At 38.1% G+C, this 16,295-nt stretch carries 14 protein-coding genes; 6 read left to right on the top strand and 8 right to left on the bottom strand.

Annotation, left to right across the window (positions count from 1 at the left end):
• The first annotated feature begins 343 nt into the window (after positions 1-343).
• Positions 344-1,909: an acyl--CoA ligase gene (locus HPY74_14875; protein NSW91925.1), complete on the top strand. Its 1,566-nt coding sequence runs from the start codon at positions 344-346 to the stop codon at positions 1,907-1,909.
• Positions 1,910-2,012: 103 nt separating this feature from the next.
• On the opposite strand, the gene HPY74_14880 is transcribed toward HPY74_14875, so the two are convergent.
• A complete protein-coding gene (locus HPY74_14880) occupies positions 2,013-3,086 on the bottom strand; it encodes a DUF4349 domain-containing protein (GenBank protein NSW91926.1) in 1,074 nt (357 codons plus the stop codon).
• Positions 3,087-3,316: 230 nt separating this feature from the next.
• Here HPY74_14880 and HPY74_14885 point away from each other — a divergent pair, with 230 nt between their 5' ends.
• From HPY74_14885 to HPY74_14900, 4 genes are read left to right on the top strand one after another with little or no spacing between them, the layout of a single operon-like run.
• On the top strand, positions 3,317-4,603 hold the full coding sequence (locus HPY74_14885) for a class II aldolase/adducin family protein (protein NSW91927.1): 1,287 nt from the start codon (positions 3,317-3,319) through the stop codon (positions 4,601-4,603).
• Positions 4,600-5,538, top strand: a complete 939-nt coding sequence (locus HPY74_14890; protein ID NSW91928.1) for a carbon-nitrogen hydrolase family protein — start codon at positions 4,600-4,602, stop codon at positions 5,536-5,538. The genes HPY74_14885 and HPY74_14890 overlap by 4 nt, the downstream gene beginning before the upstream one ends.
• A 2-nt stretch (positions 5,539-5,540) precedes the next feature.
• Complete coding sequence (locus HPY74_14895; GenBank protein ID NSW91929.1) at positions 5,541-6,752, top strand: nitrilase; 1,212 nt, start codon at positions 5,541-5,543, stop codon at positions 6,750-6,752.
• Positions 6,753-6,770: 18 nt separating this feature from the next.
• Entirely contained in the window at positions 6,771-8,120 is a 1,350-nt protein-coding gene (locus HPY74_14900; protein ID NSW91930.1) for an MFS transporter, read from the top strand.
• Positions 8,121-8,123: 3 nt separating this feature from the next.
• Here the strand turns inward: HPY74_14900 and HPY74_14905 are convergent, their stop codons facing one another.
• On the bottom strand, positions 8,124-8,423 hold the full coding sequence (locus HPY74_14905) for a hypothetical protein (GenBank protein ID NSW91931.1): 300 nt from the start codon (positions 8,421-8,423) through the stop codon (positions 8,124-8,126).
• A gap of 172 nt (positions 8,424-8,595) precedes the next feature.
• Here HPY74_14905 and HPY74_14910 point away from each other — a divergent pair, with 172 nt between their 5' ends.
• Complete coding sequence (locus HPY74_14910) at positions 8,596-9,819, top strand: ATP-binding protein (protein ID NSW91932.1); 1,224 nt, start codon at positions 8,596-8,598, stop codon at positions 9,817-9,819.
• Between the two features lie 20 nt (positions 9,820-9,839).
• On the opposite strand, the gene HPY74_14915 is transcribed toward HPY74_14910, so the two are convergent.
• The 6 genes from HPY74_14915 to HPY74_14940 all read right to left on the bottom strand — a co-directional run bounded on the left by HPY74_14915 (position 9,840) and on the right by HPY74_14940 (position 15,968).
• Positions 9,840-10,460, bottom strand: a complete 621-nt coding sequence (locus tag HPY74_14915) for a DUF47 family protein (GenBank protein NSW91933.1) — start codon at positions 10,458-10,460, stop codon at positions 9,840-9,842.
• 98 nt (positions 10,461-10,558) lie between these two features.
• Entirely contained in the window at positions 10,559-11,563 is a 1,005-nt protein-coding gene (locus HPY74_14920; protein NSW91934.1) for an inorganic phosphate transporter, read from the bottom strand.
• 278 nt (positions 11,564-11,841) lie between these two features.
• Positions 11,842-13,884 (bottom strand): sodium-translocating pyrophosphatase, encoded by a 2,043-nt coding sequence (locus HPY74_14925; GenBank protein ID NSW91935.1) that lies wholly within the window; start codon positions 13,882-13,884, stop codon positions 11,842-11,844.
• Between the two features lie 123 nt (positions 13,885-14,007).
• Positions 14,008-14,151, bottom strand: coding sequence for an OadG family protein (locus tag HPY74_14930; GenBank protein ID NSW91936.1), 144 nt, complete (start codon positions 14,149-14,151; stop codon positions 14,008-14,010).
• Positions 14,152-14,172: 21 nt separating this feature from the next.
• Positions 14,173-15,297 (bottom strand): sodium ion-translocating decarboxylase subunit beta, encoded by a 1,125-nt coding sequence (locus HPY74_14935; protein NSW91937.1) that lies wholly within the window; start codon positions 15,295-15,297, stop codon positions 14,173-14,175.
• A gap of 305 nt (positions 15,298-15,602) precedes the next feature.
• Positions 15,603-15,968: a hypothetical protein gene (locus HPY74_14940; protein ID NSW91938.1), complete on the bottom strand. Its 366-nt coding sequence runs from the start codon at positions 15,966-15,968 to the stop codon at positions 15,603-15,605.
• Between the last annotated feature and the right edge of the window lie 327 nt (positions 15,969-16,295).

Genomic DNA, 16,295 nt, shown 5'->3' on the forward strand with positions numbered 1-16,295 from the left:
TCCGACGAGGGATAAGCAAATCAACTGTATGAGCAAAATAATTACATTGATGTGCTATTAAATTTTATTCAAATTATTTTGCGAGTTTGATTTGCCCCGAAGTGAATTTACAGGCTCTAGAGGCCTGGAGCACCGTTTCTGGAATATAATGGGACATGGGAAGAAAATCCGCCCCCTTTTTTAGTACTTGTTGACAAAATACGATATGTAAACTAAAATGTTAATAACGTATTGAATTGATAACTAATGTACTCAACATATAATATGTGCGTGATATAAGCCATAAAGCTTATATAATTATTTTTTTGTAGAATGGTAGAATGGGGGGTTTTAATAATATATTATGCCAATAACAGAAATGCTGTCTTGTAATGCACGGATGTATCCTGATGAAATAAGTCTAATCGAACGTGAACCGGCAATAGGTAGTAGAAGGGAAATAACCTGGAAGGAATTTGAAACACAGTCCAATAAATTCGCGAATGCTTTAATTGAATATGGAATTAGGCGTGGAGATAAGGTTATTATACTTTTAATGAATTGCCTCGAATGGCTTCCCATATATTTTGGTGTTTTAAAGACAGGCGCACTGGCTGTACCCTTGAACTTCCGTTTTACTGCAGGAGAAATTCAAAAGTGCGCTGAAATTGCTGAAGCAAAGGTACTTGTTTACGGACCTGAGTTTACTGAAAGGATTGACAAGATAAAAGCTAATCTTTCTTTTATTGAAAAGTTTATTTTTGTGGGAGAAAGCTGCCCTGGTATAGCTGAAAGTTATACTAATATATTAAAAGAATATCCGGAAGATGATCCAGGTATTGAAATTTGCAATTCCGAAGAAGCTGCCCTTTATTTTACATCGGGTACTACCGGTACCCCAAAACCTATTATTTTAACACATGCCAATCTTGTATCGGCATGTATTACAGAAAACAGGCACCATCTTCAAAGCCATGATGATAATTTCCTTTGTATTCCTCCACTTTATCATACCGGTGCCAAAATGCATTGGTTCGGCAGCCTTATTGTAGGCTCTAAAGCGGTTATTTTAAAGGGGGTAAAGCCTCAATGGATCCTTGAGGCAGTTTCGGAAGAAAAAGCTACCATCGTATGGCTTCTTGTCCCATGGGCCCAAGATATATTGGATGCTATAGAAAGCGGGGAAGTCAATCTTAAAGATTATAACCTTGAACAATGGCGTCTTATGCATATTGGAGCTCAACCCGTACCTCCCAGCCTGGTACAAAGATGGAAGAAGGTTTTTCCGAATCATCTTTATGATACAAACTACGGTTTGTGCGAATCAACAGGTCCGGGTTGTGTCCACCTTGGAATTGAAAACATCCACAAGGTTGGAGCCATTGGTTTGCCGGGTTTCAACTGGGAAGTGATGATTGTGGATGATAATGGCAAGCCTGTCCCGGACGGTACAGTTGGAGAACTTATTATAAGAGGACCCGGCGTTATGAAGGGCTACTACAAAAACCCGGAAGCAACTGCCAGGGTATTAAAAAACGGCTGGCTCTATACCGGAGACATGGCAAAAAAAGATGAAGACGGGTTTATATACCTTGTTGACCGTAAAAAAGACATAGTAATTTGCGGCGGAGAAAACATATTCCCCGTAGAAATTGAGAATTTCCTGATGACCCACGATGATGTAAAAGACGCTGCAGTTATCGGTATGCCCGACAAGCGGTTAGGTGAAATTCCTGTAGCAATTGTGGAAACCAAACCTGGAAGGGAGCTTACGGAAAGCATGATTATTGATTTTTGCCAGGCTCTGCCCAAGTATAAGAGGCCAAGGAAAGTCTTCTTCGATAAAGTGCCCAGAAATCCCACAGGCAAAATAGAAAAACCTAAGCTTCGCGAAAAATGGTGCAATACAAGCAAGTCTGTTTTTGTGTAAATTAATAAATGACTGTCCTTGGCTAATCCCTTGGCCAATAATCTATATCCAATTTATATTTTGTGTTTACTTGTATGGTTGTGTTTACTGTATGGCATTGCTCTTATTGCAGGGTATTGCTTTCCTTCTTCTTTCTTTTTCTTTTCAAATAATAAACAACATATATCACTATCCCTGCCAGAAGGAGGACGGGAGAAATACTCACTATAGCAATCAATATCCATATAGTTACACTGTATAGCCCATTAACAACAGTTATAAAACCATTCTTCATGGTTGACCATATTTCCTCAGGTGAATTGAATTGCCAACCGACAGTCCTGGTCATTTTCATGGGATTGCTTTCCTCATCAATGTATAAAGTAATAGTGGCCATGTCTATGAGCTTATCCCACATATTAATCTGTCCCTGCATACTGTCAATGTCTGCTTGAATGCGGGTTAATTCAGCGTGTATTTTTAATGTTTCTTCAACAGTCTGAGCCTTTTTCAATAACTCCCTCAACTGGTCCCTGCTGGCCTTATAACTTTCAAGCCTGGCCACATAATCGTAATATTCGGAAGTTATGTCCCGGCTCCTTATATTTGATCTTTTGATTTTTCCCTCTCCTACATATTCAGTAAGCTTTTGTTCAAACAAATCCAGGTTTTCAGGTGGGATTTTTAAGACAATTTCCATTCTCTTGAAATCCCCCGATACACTGAAACTTTTGCTGAATTCTTCTCCTCCAACATCCCGGACAATTTCCATTATCTTTGAATAGGCAGACTCTACTTCCTTTACTTCAACTGCTATTTCACCGCTCTTAATGACCTTTCTGATGTCCTCTTTATTTCCTGTATCTTCATCCCCATATACGGCCCTGGCCTGGCTCTGATAACTGCTGCTGCCTCCGATACTGCCTCCAAATGAGTTGCTGTAATTCGCCTTATCGGCAGAAGCATCTGCTTGAGGCGCCGACTCCACAGCAGTAGAGTCGCTTTTCATCCTGGAAGCACCGCAACCGGTAAGAGTAATGAATAGGAATATCAGTGCTATTAAAATCGTTGAAAATCCGGTTATCCCTTTTGTTTTTCTCATTTTAATTGTTTTGCTCAACCTGTCGGCTTTGACTATAATTTCATTCCTTTTAATACTTCCTGCTTTTTTATTTGCTCTGTTATCTTTGTTTAACATAGCTATGACCCCCTTTTCTATTTCTATTATCTAATATTTATTATCTATTATACAAAAGAGTAAAATATTAATATTAACGTTTAGTAAAAAGTCAGTATTCCTGTACACTTGTTTTGACTTATTTGGACATGATAAAGTTTCACATAAATAATTCTGGTCTTAATTATTAAGTCTAATTGAATTATCCGATAAAAAAGAGTAAAATGTCAATAAGAAGGGAGGTTTTATTTTTGAGATTTGACCTATTACATCCTGCAGACCAGGTAGTTATGATGATGGAGAGGATTTATAGCTATGGAATGACTACTACATCCGGGGGAAACATTTCAGTCCTGGATGATAATGGAGACATATGGATTACTCCAAGCGGCATAGATAAAGGTTCTCTTACACCCAAGGATATTATAAGGGTCAAAACGGACGGTGCCATGGAGGGAATACATAAACCGTCGGTAGAGCTGCCTTTCCACAGGGAAATATATCAAAAAAGGGAGGATATAAAAGCTATTATCCATGCACATCCACCAGCATTAATATCCTTTAGTATTGTACGCCGAATTCCTAATACACGGCTTATCCCAAACGCCCATATTGTATGTGGCCCTGTAGGTATGGCCAAATACGGTCTTCCAGGTAGCCTGGATTTAGGGAATAAAATTGCATTGGAATTTGCAAAAGGGCATAATACAGTAGTACTGGAAAACCATGGAGTTGTTGTTGGTGGCATAAATCTCTTCCAGGCATTTATGGCCTTTGAAACCCTGGACTTTTGTGCAAGATTGGAGATAAAGGCCAACCGTATTGGAAAACCTGTAGCTTTGACGGACAGGCATATTGAAATATCTAAAAACAAACAAAATGTTCAGATGAATGAGTTTATCCCCCGGAACTTCAGCAGTGAAGAAAGGGCGGCAAGGAAAGAGATGTGCCGGTTAATTCATAGGGCATATGACCAAAAGCTTTTTACCAGTACACAGGGGACTTTTTCCCAAAGGCTTGGAGATAATTGCTTTTTAATTACACCTTACGGTGCGGACAGAAAGTACTTGGATGTCGGTGATATCGTACGAATCGAAAATGGCTGGAAAGAGGCAGGTAAAAATCCAAGCCGTTCGGTTATGCTTCACAAATACATTTATGAAAAACATCCATATATTAATTCGGTTATTATTGCTCATCCGCCGAATATTATGGCATTTGCAGTGACAGAAGAGAAATTTGAAACAAAAACCATTCCTGAAAGCTATATCATGCTTAGGGATATCCCCAAATTACCATTCGGTTCAAGCTTTATGCAACCCCGGATGGTAGCAGAAGCCTTTTCGAAGGCAACACAAATTATTCTTATAGAAAACGACTGTATTATAGTAACAGGCAACTCACTTCTTAATGCCTTTGATAGGTTGGAAGTTGCAGAATACAGCGCCAAGGCTATTATTTCATCAAAGGTATTGGGAGATGTGGTAGCCATAAACAGTGAACAGTTGGCGGAAATAGAGGAGGCTTTCAAGTTATGAAAAAAATAAAAGTATTATCCGTTGAGTGGAGTAATAAAGAAATAGATACTTTTATTCAGACTGAAAGCCTTATGGAAAGAATTGAGTATTATGTTGAAAAAGCAGAAAAAGCAGCAGGGTATGGCGCCGGCATAATAGTCTTTCCTGCTTTTACAGGTTGCCTCTATCAACTCCTGGAAACAGGTACAATTGATAACTATAGACACACTTGCAGCAGTAATATGCCTGGCATACCAGGCTGCAATACTTCCACCTTAAATAATAAATTCGAAGAATACTTCCTTAATCAAATAATGAACATATCTCATAAATATGAAATACTAATATGCCCCGGCAGTTACTGGAGCATAGAAAAAAACCCCGAAACCGAAGAAGGGAATAAAATTTACCATGAATCCTGTATTATTGCCAATGGCAATATTGTTTTGCGTCAACGGCAATTATACCTTGCCCGATGGGAAAGGCAATTGGGCCTTTCAAGGGGATTAGATGTAGAATTAAGAGAAGTAAGGGAATGGAAAATAGGTATTGTACTTTCAACAGATGTATTTTATCCCCAAGTCTCAAGAAAACTCGCCCTAATGGGGGTTGATATTGTACTTTCGCCTGTAGGCTTTATAGGAGAAAGAAATATGGCCCTGCAAATTAGCGGAATGTGGCAGGAAACCCAACAAAACCTGTTTTTTGCCGTAGAAAGCGGCTATAACGGCAGGTTGGGAGAAGTAGATCTGTGGGGTGAATCAATAATACATGCACCGCTTGAAATGACAAGAGGCGATGATGGTTTTCTGGCAAGGACAAATAGAGAAAAAAGCTTCATAATATCCGAACTGGACAATGATATGAGGAAGGCAGCCATTTCAAGGTTTAATGTACTCACCGGATTAAACCCGGCATTATACAATAACATGGGCCTTTTTGGCGGAGAGTCATGAATATGGAGATTTTTATTGAAAAATGGTTTTCAAAAAAGCTGTCATTAAAAAGGATTGGAAAATATCTAAGGCTGGTTGATAGTCAGATTGGTGAGCAAGCTGATTACCGGTTCATGCGTGAAGAAGAGTTCAATTCCAATGCAGTAATAGTTGCTTGTGTCCAAAGAGAGATTAAGCTTGTGAATAGTGTAGAAAAATATATCGATATGCTCCATGGGTTTGTAAAACAGGCATCCCGGGAAAAATGCAACCTCATTGTATTTCCTGAATATAACTTCTTTGATCTCTTTGGCCTGATACCCGGGTTTAGACATCTGAATAACTTTATTAACAAAAGTGCAAAGAAACAAACCGATTTAAATAATCATAATAACACTGTAGCTAATGATAATAATAACAACACTGTATCTAAAATATTGGAAGGTTCAGGCGGGGCTACTCTTGAAATGTACAAAAATTCCCATTCAAGCAACAATTCAGACAATAACAGTTTTCTGGCCATGATTTTCAGAAGCATTGCCATACCCATAGAAACAGGAATTAAAAGGATTTTTTCCTATTTAGCCAAAAAGTACGGCATATACATATACACAGGAAGCTATGTATTAAAAGAAGGAAGGGATATTTACAACGCAGGTTTTCTGTTTGACCCTGACGGAAACTGTATAGGGACACAAAGAAAAACCCATTTGGTTGAATTTGAAAAGCAGGTTGGTTTTAAAAGAGATTGTAAACTTGAGGTTTTCCCCTTCAATCCAAAAGGCTGTTCCCTTTCAAGGTTAAAAATTGCCATCCCGGTTTGTATGGATGCCACCTACTTTGAAACTTTTGCTGCCGCAAGAAAGGAAGGAGCAGACATCGTTGCAATACCAATTGCAAACATGGAAGAATATAACCCGTGGAGGGCATTACGGGGAATATGGCCCAGGGTCCAGGAATCCTATGTATACGGACTTAAAGCCTCCCTTAACGGCTGGATTGCAGGGATGCATTTTACAGGGAAGGCAGGCATATTTGCTCCAATTGGTATAACACCTGAAAAAAACGGGGTCATGGCAATTGCACCTCATTATGAAGGAAACTACCTCATAACCGCATCCTTAGACATGGAAGAGCTGCATAAAGAAAGAGAAAGGGCTGAATACCATGGTGACAGGAATTATGAATTTGAAAGAAAATTTTTAAATATTTATAAATTTATAAATAACACGTAAAGAAAGGCAGGGAAAGAAATGAAAGCAAAAAAGAGCTTTGCGTTACTCATGTATTCTGTTAGCTATATTGGAATATCCATACTGGTACAAACAACAGTAAAATGGTACCAATACTTCTATGCTCCGCCGGAAGTAAACCAGGGAGGGCTAAAAGTGTTAATCCCATTGGGGTTAATTGGTTTTACAATGATTATTGCCAGGATATTTGATGGAGTAGCGGATCCTATTGTCGCATATTTCTCTGATAATACCAGGAGCAAGCTGGGCAGGAGAATACCATACATACTTTACGGTTCCCTTCCTCTATGCCTTTCCTTTGTACTTATATGGTTCCCGCCTGTACAGGGAGAATCCATATTGAATTTTATATACCTTACGGTAATGCTTAGCCTTTTCTTTATATTCTTCACTATTGTAGTGGCTCCATACCTGGCATTAATCGGGGAAATTACCGCCAACGATAAAGAAAGGATAAACCTTACCATGATGCAGGGAATCACACAGGTTATTGGCGTTATGGTAGCAGAAGCAGGCTCCGGAGCAATAATAAAGGTGTCGGACTTTAGGATAATGGGAATTTCCCTTGGTATTGTTTCCTTTGCAACCTTGGTTCTAACTCCGATTTTTATAAAAGAAAAACCCCAGGAGTGCCAGGTAAGCCAGTATATAGACCACCAACCCTGTCCAACACTAAAACAACCTGCAGCAGGTCTTATGTCATCTTTAAGCAAGACCCTGGCAAACCGCAACTTTATATATTATCTTGTCCCATACCTTGCCATATGGTTCGGTATTAATACCCTCACCATTGCTATGCCTTATATAAGTGAAATCCTCCTGGGAATGTCCGCCGAAAGTTCGGGGTTTCTTATTGCAGGTGCATTTGTAGTTGCTGTCTTATTCAGCCCTTTTCTGCCATCAATAACTTTAAAATACGGGAAAAAGAAAGTCATGATTGCCACATCCTTTGTATTCGGCATATTATTAATACTCCTTGGATTATTCGGAACCATTTTAACAGGATACGCTGCAATTGCAGTGGTACTGGTTGCAGGAATCCCACTTGCTGCAGCCCTGGTGGTACCGAACGCCATGGTGGCCGATATTGCAGAGCTTGACGGGATTGAAACCGGGGTAAGGAGAGAAGCCATGTTTTTTGGGACGCAGGGTTTGATAAATAAAATTGTTATAGGCCTCTCATCCCTGGTAACACCCCTTTTGTTTAAAACTTTCGGTTACAGCAGCGATAATCCGTTAGGATTGCAGCTTTGTGGTCCTATTGCCGGATTAATAGTCATGGCGGGTATAATTGTTTTAAACAAGTATTCATTACAGGAAGACAAACTTCAAGCTGTGAGACGCAACTGACACTTACACTACCCTGAATGTAACATTGGTAACAGGACCTTTTTCTCCACTTTCACTTACAGCCCAAAGGGATACATCGTAATTGCCCCGCGGTGCATCATATGGAATATAATAATTGAGAGAGAATGTAGTATCATTCTCCTTTTTCAAAACCTCAAATACACCGTACATGCCGACTGAAAGGTAAACCTTACTCACAGGTGCTGAAGCATCATCAACAATAACTTTAAAATTTACATTGGAACCTGGATACCCCTCACGAGGCATATCGGGAATTTTTAGGTTGTAATTGAAATTTGCCATGAAAACCACCCTTTCAATTTCATTTTAATCATTTAACTTATTTATACTGACCGGTCAGTATAATTATATGCCACTATTTTACTTTTGTCAATAAAAAATATTATGAAATAGTTGACATTTTAATAAGCGTTGGCTATAATAATATTGAATATTAAATTGGTCGGAGGCTGTTATGAATTATATAAAACGAAACATAGAAAACACAGTGAAAAAAACTGCTAAAATGTTCCCTGCTGTTTTGATAACAGGAGCAAGGCAGGTTGGTAAAACCACACTGCTAAAACACATTATAACTGATATTCCGTATATAACACTTGATGACCCAATACGGCTTCAAAATGCAATTGAGGAACCAGGCAGCTTTTTTAAGACCACGCCACCGCCCGTTATTGTTGATGAGATACAATATGCACCAAATTTATTTCCCTATATTAAAATGCTTGCTGATGAAACCGGAAAAAAAGGGCAGTTTTATTTAACAGGCTCACAGCAATTCAGAATGATGAAAAATGTTAGTGAAAGCCTTGCTGGAAGGATTGGCTTAATTAACCTTTTAGGGCTATCACTTCGTGAAATTAAAGGCGATAATTTTAATCAAAGCTTTATACCTACAGAAGAGTATTTTGAAAAACGAAAAGCATCTGTTAAGTGTTCCGATTATAAAGAAATCTGGAAGATAATACATAGGGGTTCAATGCCGGCTATGTATGCTGATGATTTAGATTGGCAGATGTTTTATGCGGCATATACAAAGACCTATATTGAGCGTGACGTTAGAGAGATAACCCAGGTTGGTAACGAGCTTAAATTTTTAAGGTTTATGACTGTCATCGCAAGCAGAACTTCTCAAATGCTAAACTTATCATCCATTGCAAATGAAGTAGGAGTTAGCGTGCCAACTGCTGACAGGTGGTTGTCAATTCTGATCTCATCAAACATTGTGTATTTACTGCAACCATATTATAATAACATAACAAAGCGAGCGATAAAAACACCAAAGCTGTACTTCCTTGATACAGGACTTGCAGCATATCTTACAAAATGGACTAATCCCGATGTGCTTGAAGCAGGAGCAATGGCAGGAGCATTTTTTGAGACCTTTGTCGTGGCAGAGATACTAAAAAGCTATTATAACGCAGGTGTATTAGATCCGGCATTATATTATTACAGGGACAAAGATCAAAAAGAAGTGGATATAATCATAGAACAAAATGGTATTCTATATCCCGTTGAAATTAAGAAAACTGCAAACCCTGGCAAGGAGCATATTGAAAACTTTTCGGTGCTAAAAACAATTAAAAATGTTAAGGTGGGAACCGGCGGAGTGGTTTGTTTCTATGATAAGTATATCAGGATTGACGAAAGTAATGTAACAATACCGGTTATTTATTTATAAAACCAGGGAAAACAATTTGTCTAACTATTCTTCAGGATAACCACTTCAAGGATATCCGCCACATCCTCGCATGAATCCAGCAAATCTTCCATGCCTGCATAAATATCTTTCCATTTGATTATTTCAATCGGGTTTGCCTCAGACTTGAAAAGTTCACTCATACTTTTCTTAAGAAGCTCATCACCCTCTTCCTCAATATTGTTGATTTCAACAATATACTTCTTAAGCTCATTACCCCTTTTGTAGCTTTTCAATTCTATCATGGCATCCATAAGAGCTTTACAACATCTCACCGCTAATTCAGAGAACTTTTTCATATCGTCCCTTATTGTTGTAATGTGGTATATTACCAGTTTCTGAGCAACATCATCTATATTATCTATAACATCATCAATATCATTTAAGATATTTAAAATATCTTCCCTTTCAATAGGTGTAATAAACGCTTTATTAAGCTTTTCAAGGGCAATGTGAAGATGCTTGTCTGCTTCATTTTCTATCTTCATAATTTCGTCCAGCTTATAAGAGTTCTGTGGGAAGTTTCCCAGCATGCTATCCAGTATCCGGATGGCCTTATATGCATATTCAGATGATTTTACAAATATATCAAAGTAATTGGTTTCAGAGCTTTTCTTAAACATTTTTTGTTTGCCTCCTCCCAAGCTAATGGTTTAATTAATCTATCGTTGAAATTATGTATTGTATTGATTATAAAATCACATATTGATTAAAATAATTGTTAAAATATTAGTAAAAATAACTTTGCAACCATATAAGCAATCAATCCGCATATTGGAAATGTCAGGATCCATGCTGCAACCATATCCTTGACAACAAGCCAATTTACTGAAGAAAAGCGCTTGGCCAATCCCACTCCCATTATTGCCGCGTTCTTGGTATGGGTAGTACTGGCAGGAAGTCCGAATACTGTAGAAATCAGAAGACAAATGGATGCAGCAGCGTCTGCCGCAAAGCCCTGGTATTTTTCCAATTTTACCATATCCATTCCCATTTTCTTAATTATCCTGTAACCGCCTATTGAAGTCCCGGCAGACATAATAATTGAACAAAGAAACATTACCCATACAGGTATGGTAATACCATTATTAATAGTATTGCTTGTAAAGCCGGAATATATAAGGGCTGCGGCAAGAACTCCCATAAATTTCTGTCCATCCTGTGCGCCATGGCTGAATGCCATTGCAGCAGCAGAAATTACCTGGGCATAGCTGAAAAATATATTAGACTTAGCCCTTGAAGTATTCCTAAATAGGAAAACAACAGCCTTTGCTACTGCAAAACCTGCCATCAAACCAATAACAGAAGAAATCAGAAGTCCCTGTAAAACCTTTGTCCATGCTTCCCCGCTAACTTGCCCGATACCAACAGATGCTATTCCTGCCCCTGTAAGCCCTGCTATAAGGGCATGGCTTTCACTTGTAGGTATTCCAAATCTCCATGCAGTAACAGACCAAATAACAATTGACAACTGCGCTGCTCCAAGGGTAACAAGAGCTTCATTTCCTGGAGACAGCCTGATTATTGAACCGATTGTGTTTGCCACTGCCGTGCCCATTAACCAAACACCCAAAAAATTCATTATCGAAGCCAAAACCACAGATATGCGCGGCCTTAATACCCTCGTTGATACAACCGTTGCTATGGCATTCGGGGCATCAGTCCAACCATTTACAAAAATTGAAGCTCCAACGAGGATAAAAACAAAGACTAATCCTATGGTCATTATTTCATCTTTACCTTTCTGTATAAATTCCAGGTTTATCCACTTGATTATAATATACAATTAAATATATTTAATATACAAATAGATTGTAACATAAATTGCATAATTGTAACATAAATATTGCAGCTTCTTGATGCTTAGGTTAAAGCAGTTTTAAAGCAGTTTATATTTAATTTATTGTGCCGGTTTTATATCAAGGAGCTGGTAGCAGAATTCACTTTAGCCATGGTCCTTTTCATATAAACCGGCACATCAAGGTTTCTCTGTTAAGTTTAAATTTATCCAAACATAGAAAACTTAATAAAAAGTATTGCTGCAAGAGAAGACACAAGGGAAACTACCGTAATCTGGGTATTTATTGAAGGCCCTGCAGTGTCCTTGCAAGGGTCTCCTACTGTATCCCCGATGACGGCAGCTTTATGGGCGTCTGAACCTTTGCCGCCAAAAGCCCCTGCTTCAATATATTTCTTGGAATTATCCCACAATCCTCCGGCATTTGCCATTAACAGTGCCAACAAAAGACCTGACATAATATTTCCTGCAAGATAACCACCTATAGCATGGATACCTCCTATAAATCCAACTGCAAGTGTTACCAATATTGCTATCATACCTGCGGGGATAAGCTCTTTTAAGGCTCCTATAGTAGCAATATCTATACATTTATTATATTCCGGCTTAACATTGGGTTTTCCTTCCTTAAGTCCAGGAATACTGGAGAACTGCCTGTGAATTTCTGCAACCATACGTTGCGCATTTTTATCTACACCAAGCATAAGCATAGCCGAAAATACTGCCGGGATAGCAAGTCCCACCAATATACCAAAAAATACCAATGGGTTCATAATATCAAAGTTGATTGTTATTCCTGTTGCAGTCTCAACTATTTCCTGGTATGCACCTAATAAGGCAATAACAGTTAATCCTGCTGCTCCAATAGCAAATCCTTTTGTAACAGCTTTTACTGTATTGCCTGCTGAGTCCAGTTCATCAGTAATTCTTAATATATCGTCCCCCATTCCTGTCATTTCCGCAAGTCCTCTTGAATTGTCAACTACTGGTCCATAAGCGTCATTTGAAATAATCATACCCACTATGGACAACATACCCATAGCTGCCATGCTTATACCAAACATGGCATATCCCGGTCCAAGTGGTTCACAAAGTTTATAAGCAGCTAAAGCTGAAACACCTATGCCTATGAGCGCCGGGAATGAACTTAATAATCCATAACATAAACCGCTGATAATTGTAAAAGCAGGTCCTGTCGCTGAAGCCTTAGCAACATTCCTTACCGGTCTTTTATCATCAGACGTAAAATAATCGGAAGTAATCCCAATTATTACACCCACTACCAAACCTACCATTGTAGCAGCCCATATACGGATACTGTAATTAAATGCAAATGATACTATGGCAGTGAGTAATGCAAACACTACTGTAGTTATATAAGTACCTCTATTAAGGGCTTTGCCCGGATTTTTATCCTTTCCGATTTTTGAACTTATTACACCGAATATGGAAGACAGAAGTCCCAGGGCTCCATAGCAAAAAACAAGTTCCTGTTGCCCAAGCGATAAGCCTATAACAATTGCTGCAGCAATAGAAGCCACGTTAGAATCAAAAAGGTCTGCACCCATTCCTGCTACATCACCAACATTATCTCCAACATTGTCTGCTATCACTGCCGGATTTCTAGGGTCATCCTCAGGTATCCCCAACTCAACTTTTCCAACCAGGTCAGCACTTACATCAGCAGTTTTTGTATATATACCCCCACCGGCCTTGGCAAAAAGGGCCAGAGAACTTGCACCAAAACTAAACCCCAGTACAACTGTAGGATCTTCTGTAATAAGGAAAAGAATACCCGCTCCAAACAAGCTTGTTCCTACAACTGCCATTCCCATAACTGCTCCTCCTCTGAAACCTACAGAGAATGCAGGAGCTATACCCTTTTTGGCTGCAACTGCAGCTTTTACATTAGCAATAGTAGCCACATTAATACCAATTTTACCTGCAAGAGCGGATAATGCTGAACCAAGTATATAGGCAACAGCAGTTGAAACATTTTTTAAAGGGTTCTCACTGGTCCAAATTGGCTGTGGCAAAAAAAGCAGTATTATAACAGCAGCTATAGCGACAAATTTTGCCAGTATAGTATATTCCCTTCTTAAAAATGTATCTGCACCCTGTTTTATAAGAAGACCAATTTCTTCTATAGCCTTATCACCTTTAGGTTGTGAATTAACCCACCTGTATAAGTAACCGGCTACAGCAAAACCGAGTAATGAGACAAAAACAGCAATCAGTGCCCAATTCATTGAAAATCTACCTTCCTTTCATTTCCTTTCATTTTTTTAAATTATCTAACCTTTTCATTATTTTCATTAAATTATTTATCTAACTAATATTTCAATTATTTCAATTTAATATTTCAATAATAGTTAACCTTTTTCAGGGAACATTTTAATTAAAAGCTTTATTAATACAAAAATAAGTATTAAAACAGCAAAAACCCCGGCCATTCCTATAATCATAAGGAACAATGATTTTTGCAAATTCGTGCCGTTGACAAAATACTCAAACATATTCATTCCTTATAACCTCCTTTAACCCACTAGAAGCGGTACCAGTGCAAGAATTAATCCCCCTGCAATTATTGAGCCTAATTGCCCTGCCACATTGGCGCTAACTGCCTGCATGAGAACAAAATTTGTAGGGTCTTCCTTCTGGGCCATTTTCTGTATAACTCTTGCAGACATGGGAAAAGCTGATATTCCTGCAGCTCCAATCATCGGGTTTATTTTTTTTCTAAGGAAAATATTTAAGAATTTCGCAAACAAAACACCACCTGCAGTATCAAAGACAAACGCTCCCAATCCTGCAAGCAGAATTAACAAGGTTGTAGGCTGTAAAAAGTCTTCTGCTACCATAGTTGAGCCGATTGTAATCCCCAATAACAATGTCACGATATTGGCCAGTTCATTTTGAGCAGCTTTTGACAATCTTTCAAGAACTCCACTCTCTTTTATAAGGTTTCCAAACATCAGCAATCCAACCAGTGGAACACTGATGGGAGCCATTATGCCGGCAATAATAGTAACAAATATGGGGAACAAGATTTTAAGCGTTTTTGATACTTTTACGTCCTTGTAATCCATTCTTATCATGCGTTCCTTTTTTGTTGTAAGAAGCTTTATCACAGGCGGTTGGACTATAGGAACTAGGGACATGTACGAATATGCAGCTACAGTTATAGGCCCCAGGTATTTTTGGGCAAATTTCGTTGCAACAAAGATGGCAGTAGGACCATCAGCAGCACCTATAATGCCAACAGCAGAAGCCACTTTCAAATCATCTATGCCAAGCAACAACGCAATAACAATTGTTGCAAAAATACCAAACTGGGCTGCCGCCCCAAAGAACAGCATGGAAGGATTTGCAAAAAGTGGAGTAAAATCAATCATGGCACCAACTGCAATAAAAATAAGTACTGGGAAAAGTTCGGTTTTAATACCTGAATCCAGTAAAATTTTTAGTATACCCGGGGCGCCTTCGTAATCCAGCACCGTTGAAAGAGGTATATTTACAAGTATAGTACCAAAACCAATAGGCAGCAATAGCATTGGTTCATAATCTTTTTTTATTGCCAGGTAAATCAGCAGACCTCCAATAAAGTACATAATTATTTGTTTGTAAGTTAAATAAGAAAATCCAACAAATAGCTTGTCCATAATTACCCCCATCAAAAAACTTTATAAAATACCATATGCTATATGTTGTAATATTTGCTAATATATAGAAAATATTACCATTATAATATGCATACATATAATATGATGCCCTGTTAACACATACTATTTAACACATAATATGAAAAGCGTGATAAGCGTCGCATTGCGTTGTCAGACTTCGGACGCAAAAATCCTCACATATACCCACATATGCTCCGGTTTTTGCGCCTTGTCTTCCTAGCACTGCTCGCTTCTGACGCTTTTCATTGATGTTTGTGACCGGAGGTCATGGGAGTTAATATGAATTATCCTGCTTTTAATCTGGCTATATGAATATGTGCTCTTTGGATTTGATAATAAAGATTTATATGAGCTACAAAAAATGATATTTTAGAACTCAATATTATTTTAGATTGCAAATGATGAGGCAACACAAGTAGATTAATTATTATAGAACGCTGTTTTAATATATTGAATGTAAAGTCATTGGCTTTTACAGCCAAATTTTCGATACTATAATTGTCATAATAAGTGCTGAGTGAATAAGAAGTACCAATTGTGTGTATAGAAAAGAGAATACCGGTCATAGCTACTATTAATGTAAATATAACTAAAGTGCGAAACGGTATTTTCTTTGTTTTTATCACTTCACTAATACGCCTAACTTTCATAAATTTTAACCTCATTACTACAAAATTTAATCATATTATATTATAGCATAGTGTTTTTATAATACAATATGTATTTAAAATCGAGCGCATTTTCAAATTTTGAAGAAAATGCTGGAAGTAACATTGCGGAAAGTCTTATAGAGCCTGTTAATCCGACGAGGGATAAGCAAATCAACTGTATGAGCAAAATAATTACATTGAAATATTATTAAATTCTATTCAAATTATTTTGCGAGTTTGATTTGCCCCGAAGTGAATTTACAGGCTCTTAAGACTTGGAGCATTTAGTTACTGGAAGCATTTTCTTCATAAAAATAAAATGCGCCC

It is taken from the genome of Bacillota bacterium (genome assembly GCA_013314855.1).
GTDB lineage: Bacteria > Bacillota > Clostridia > Acetivibrionales > DUMC01 > Ch48.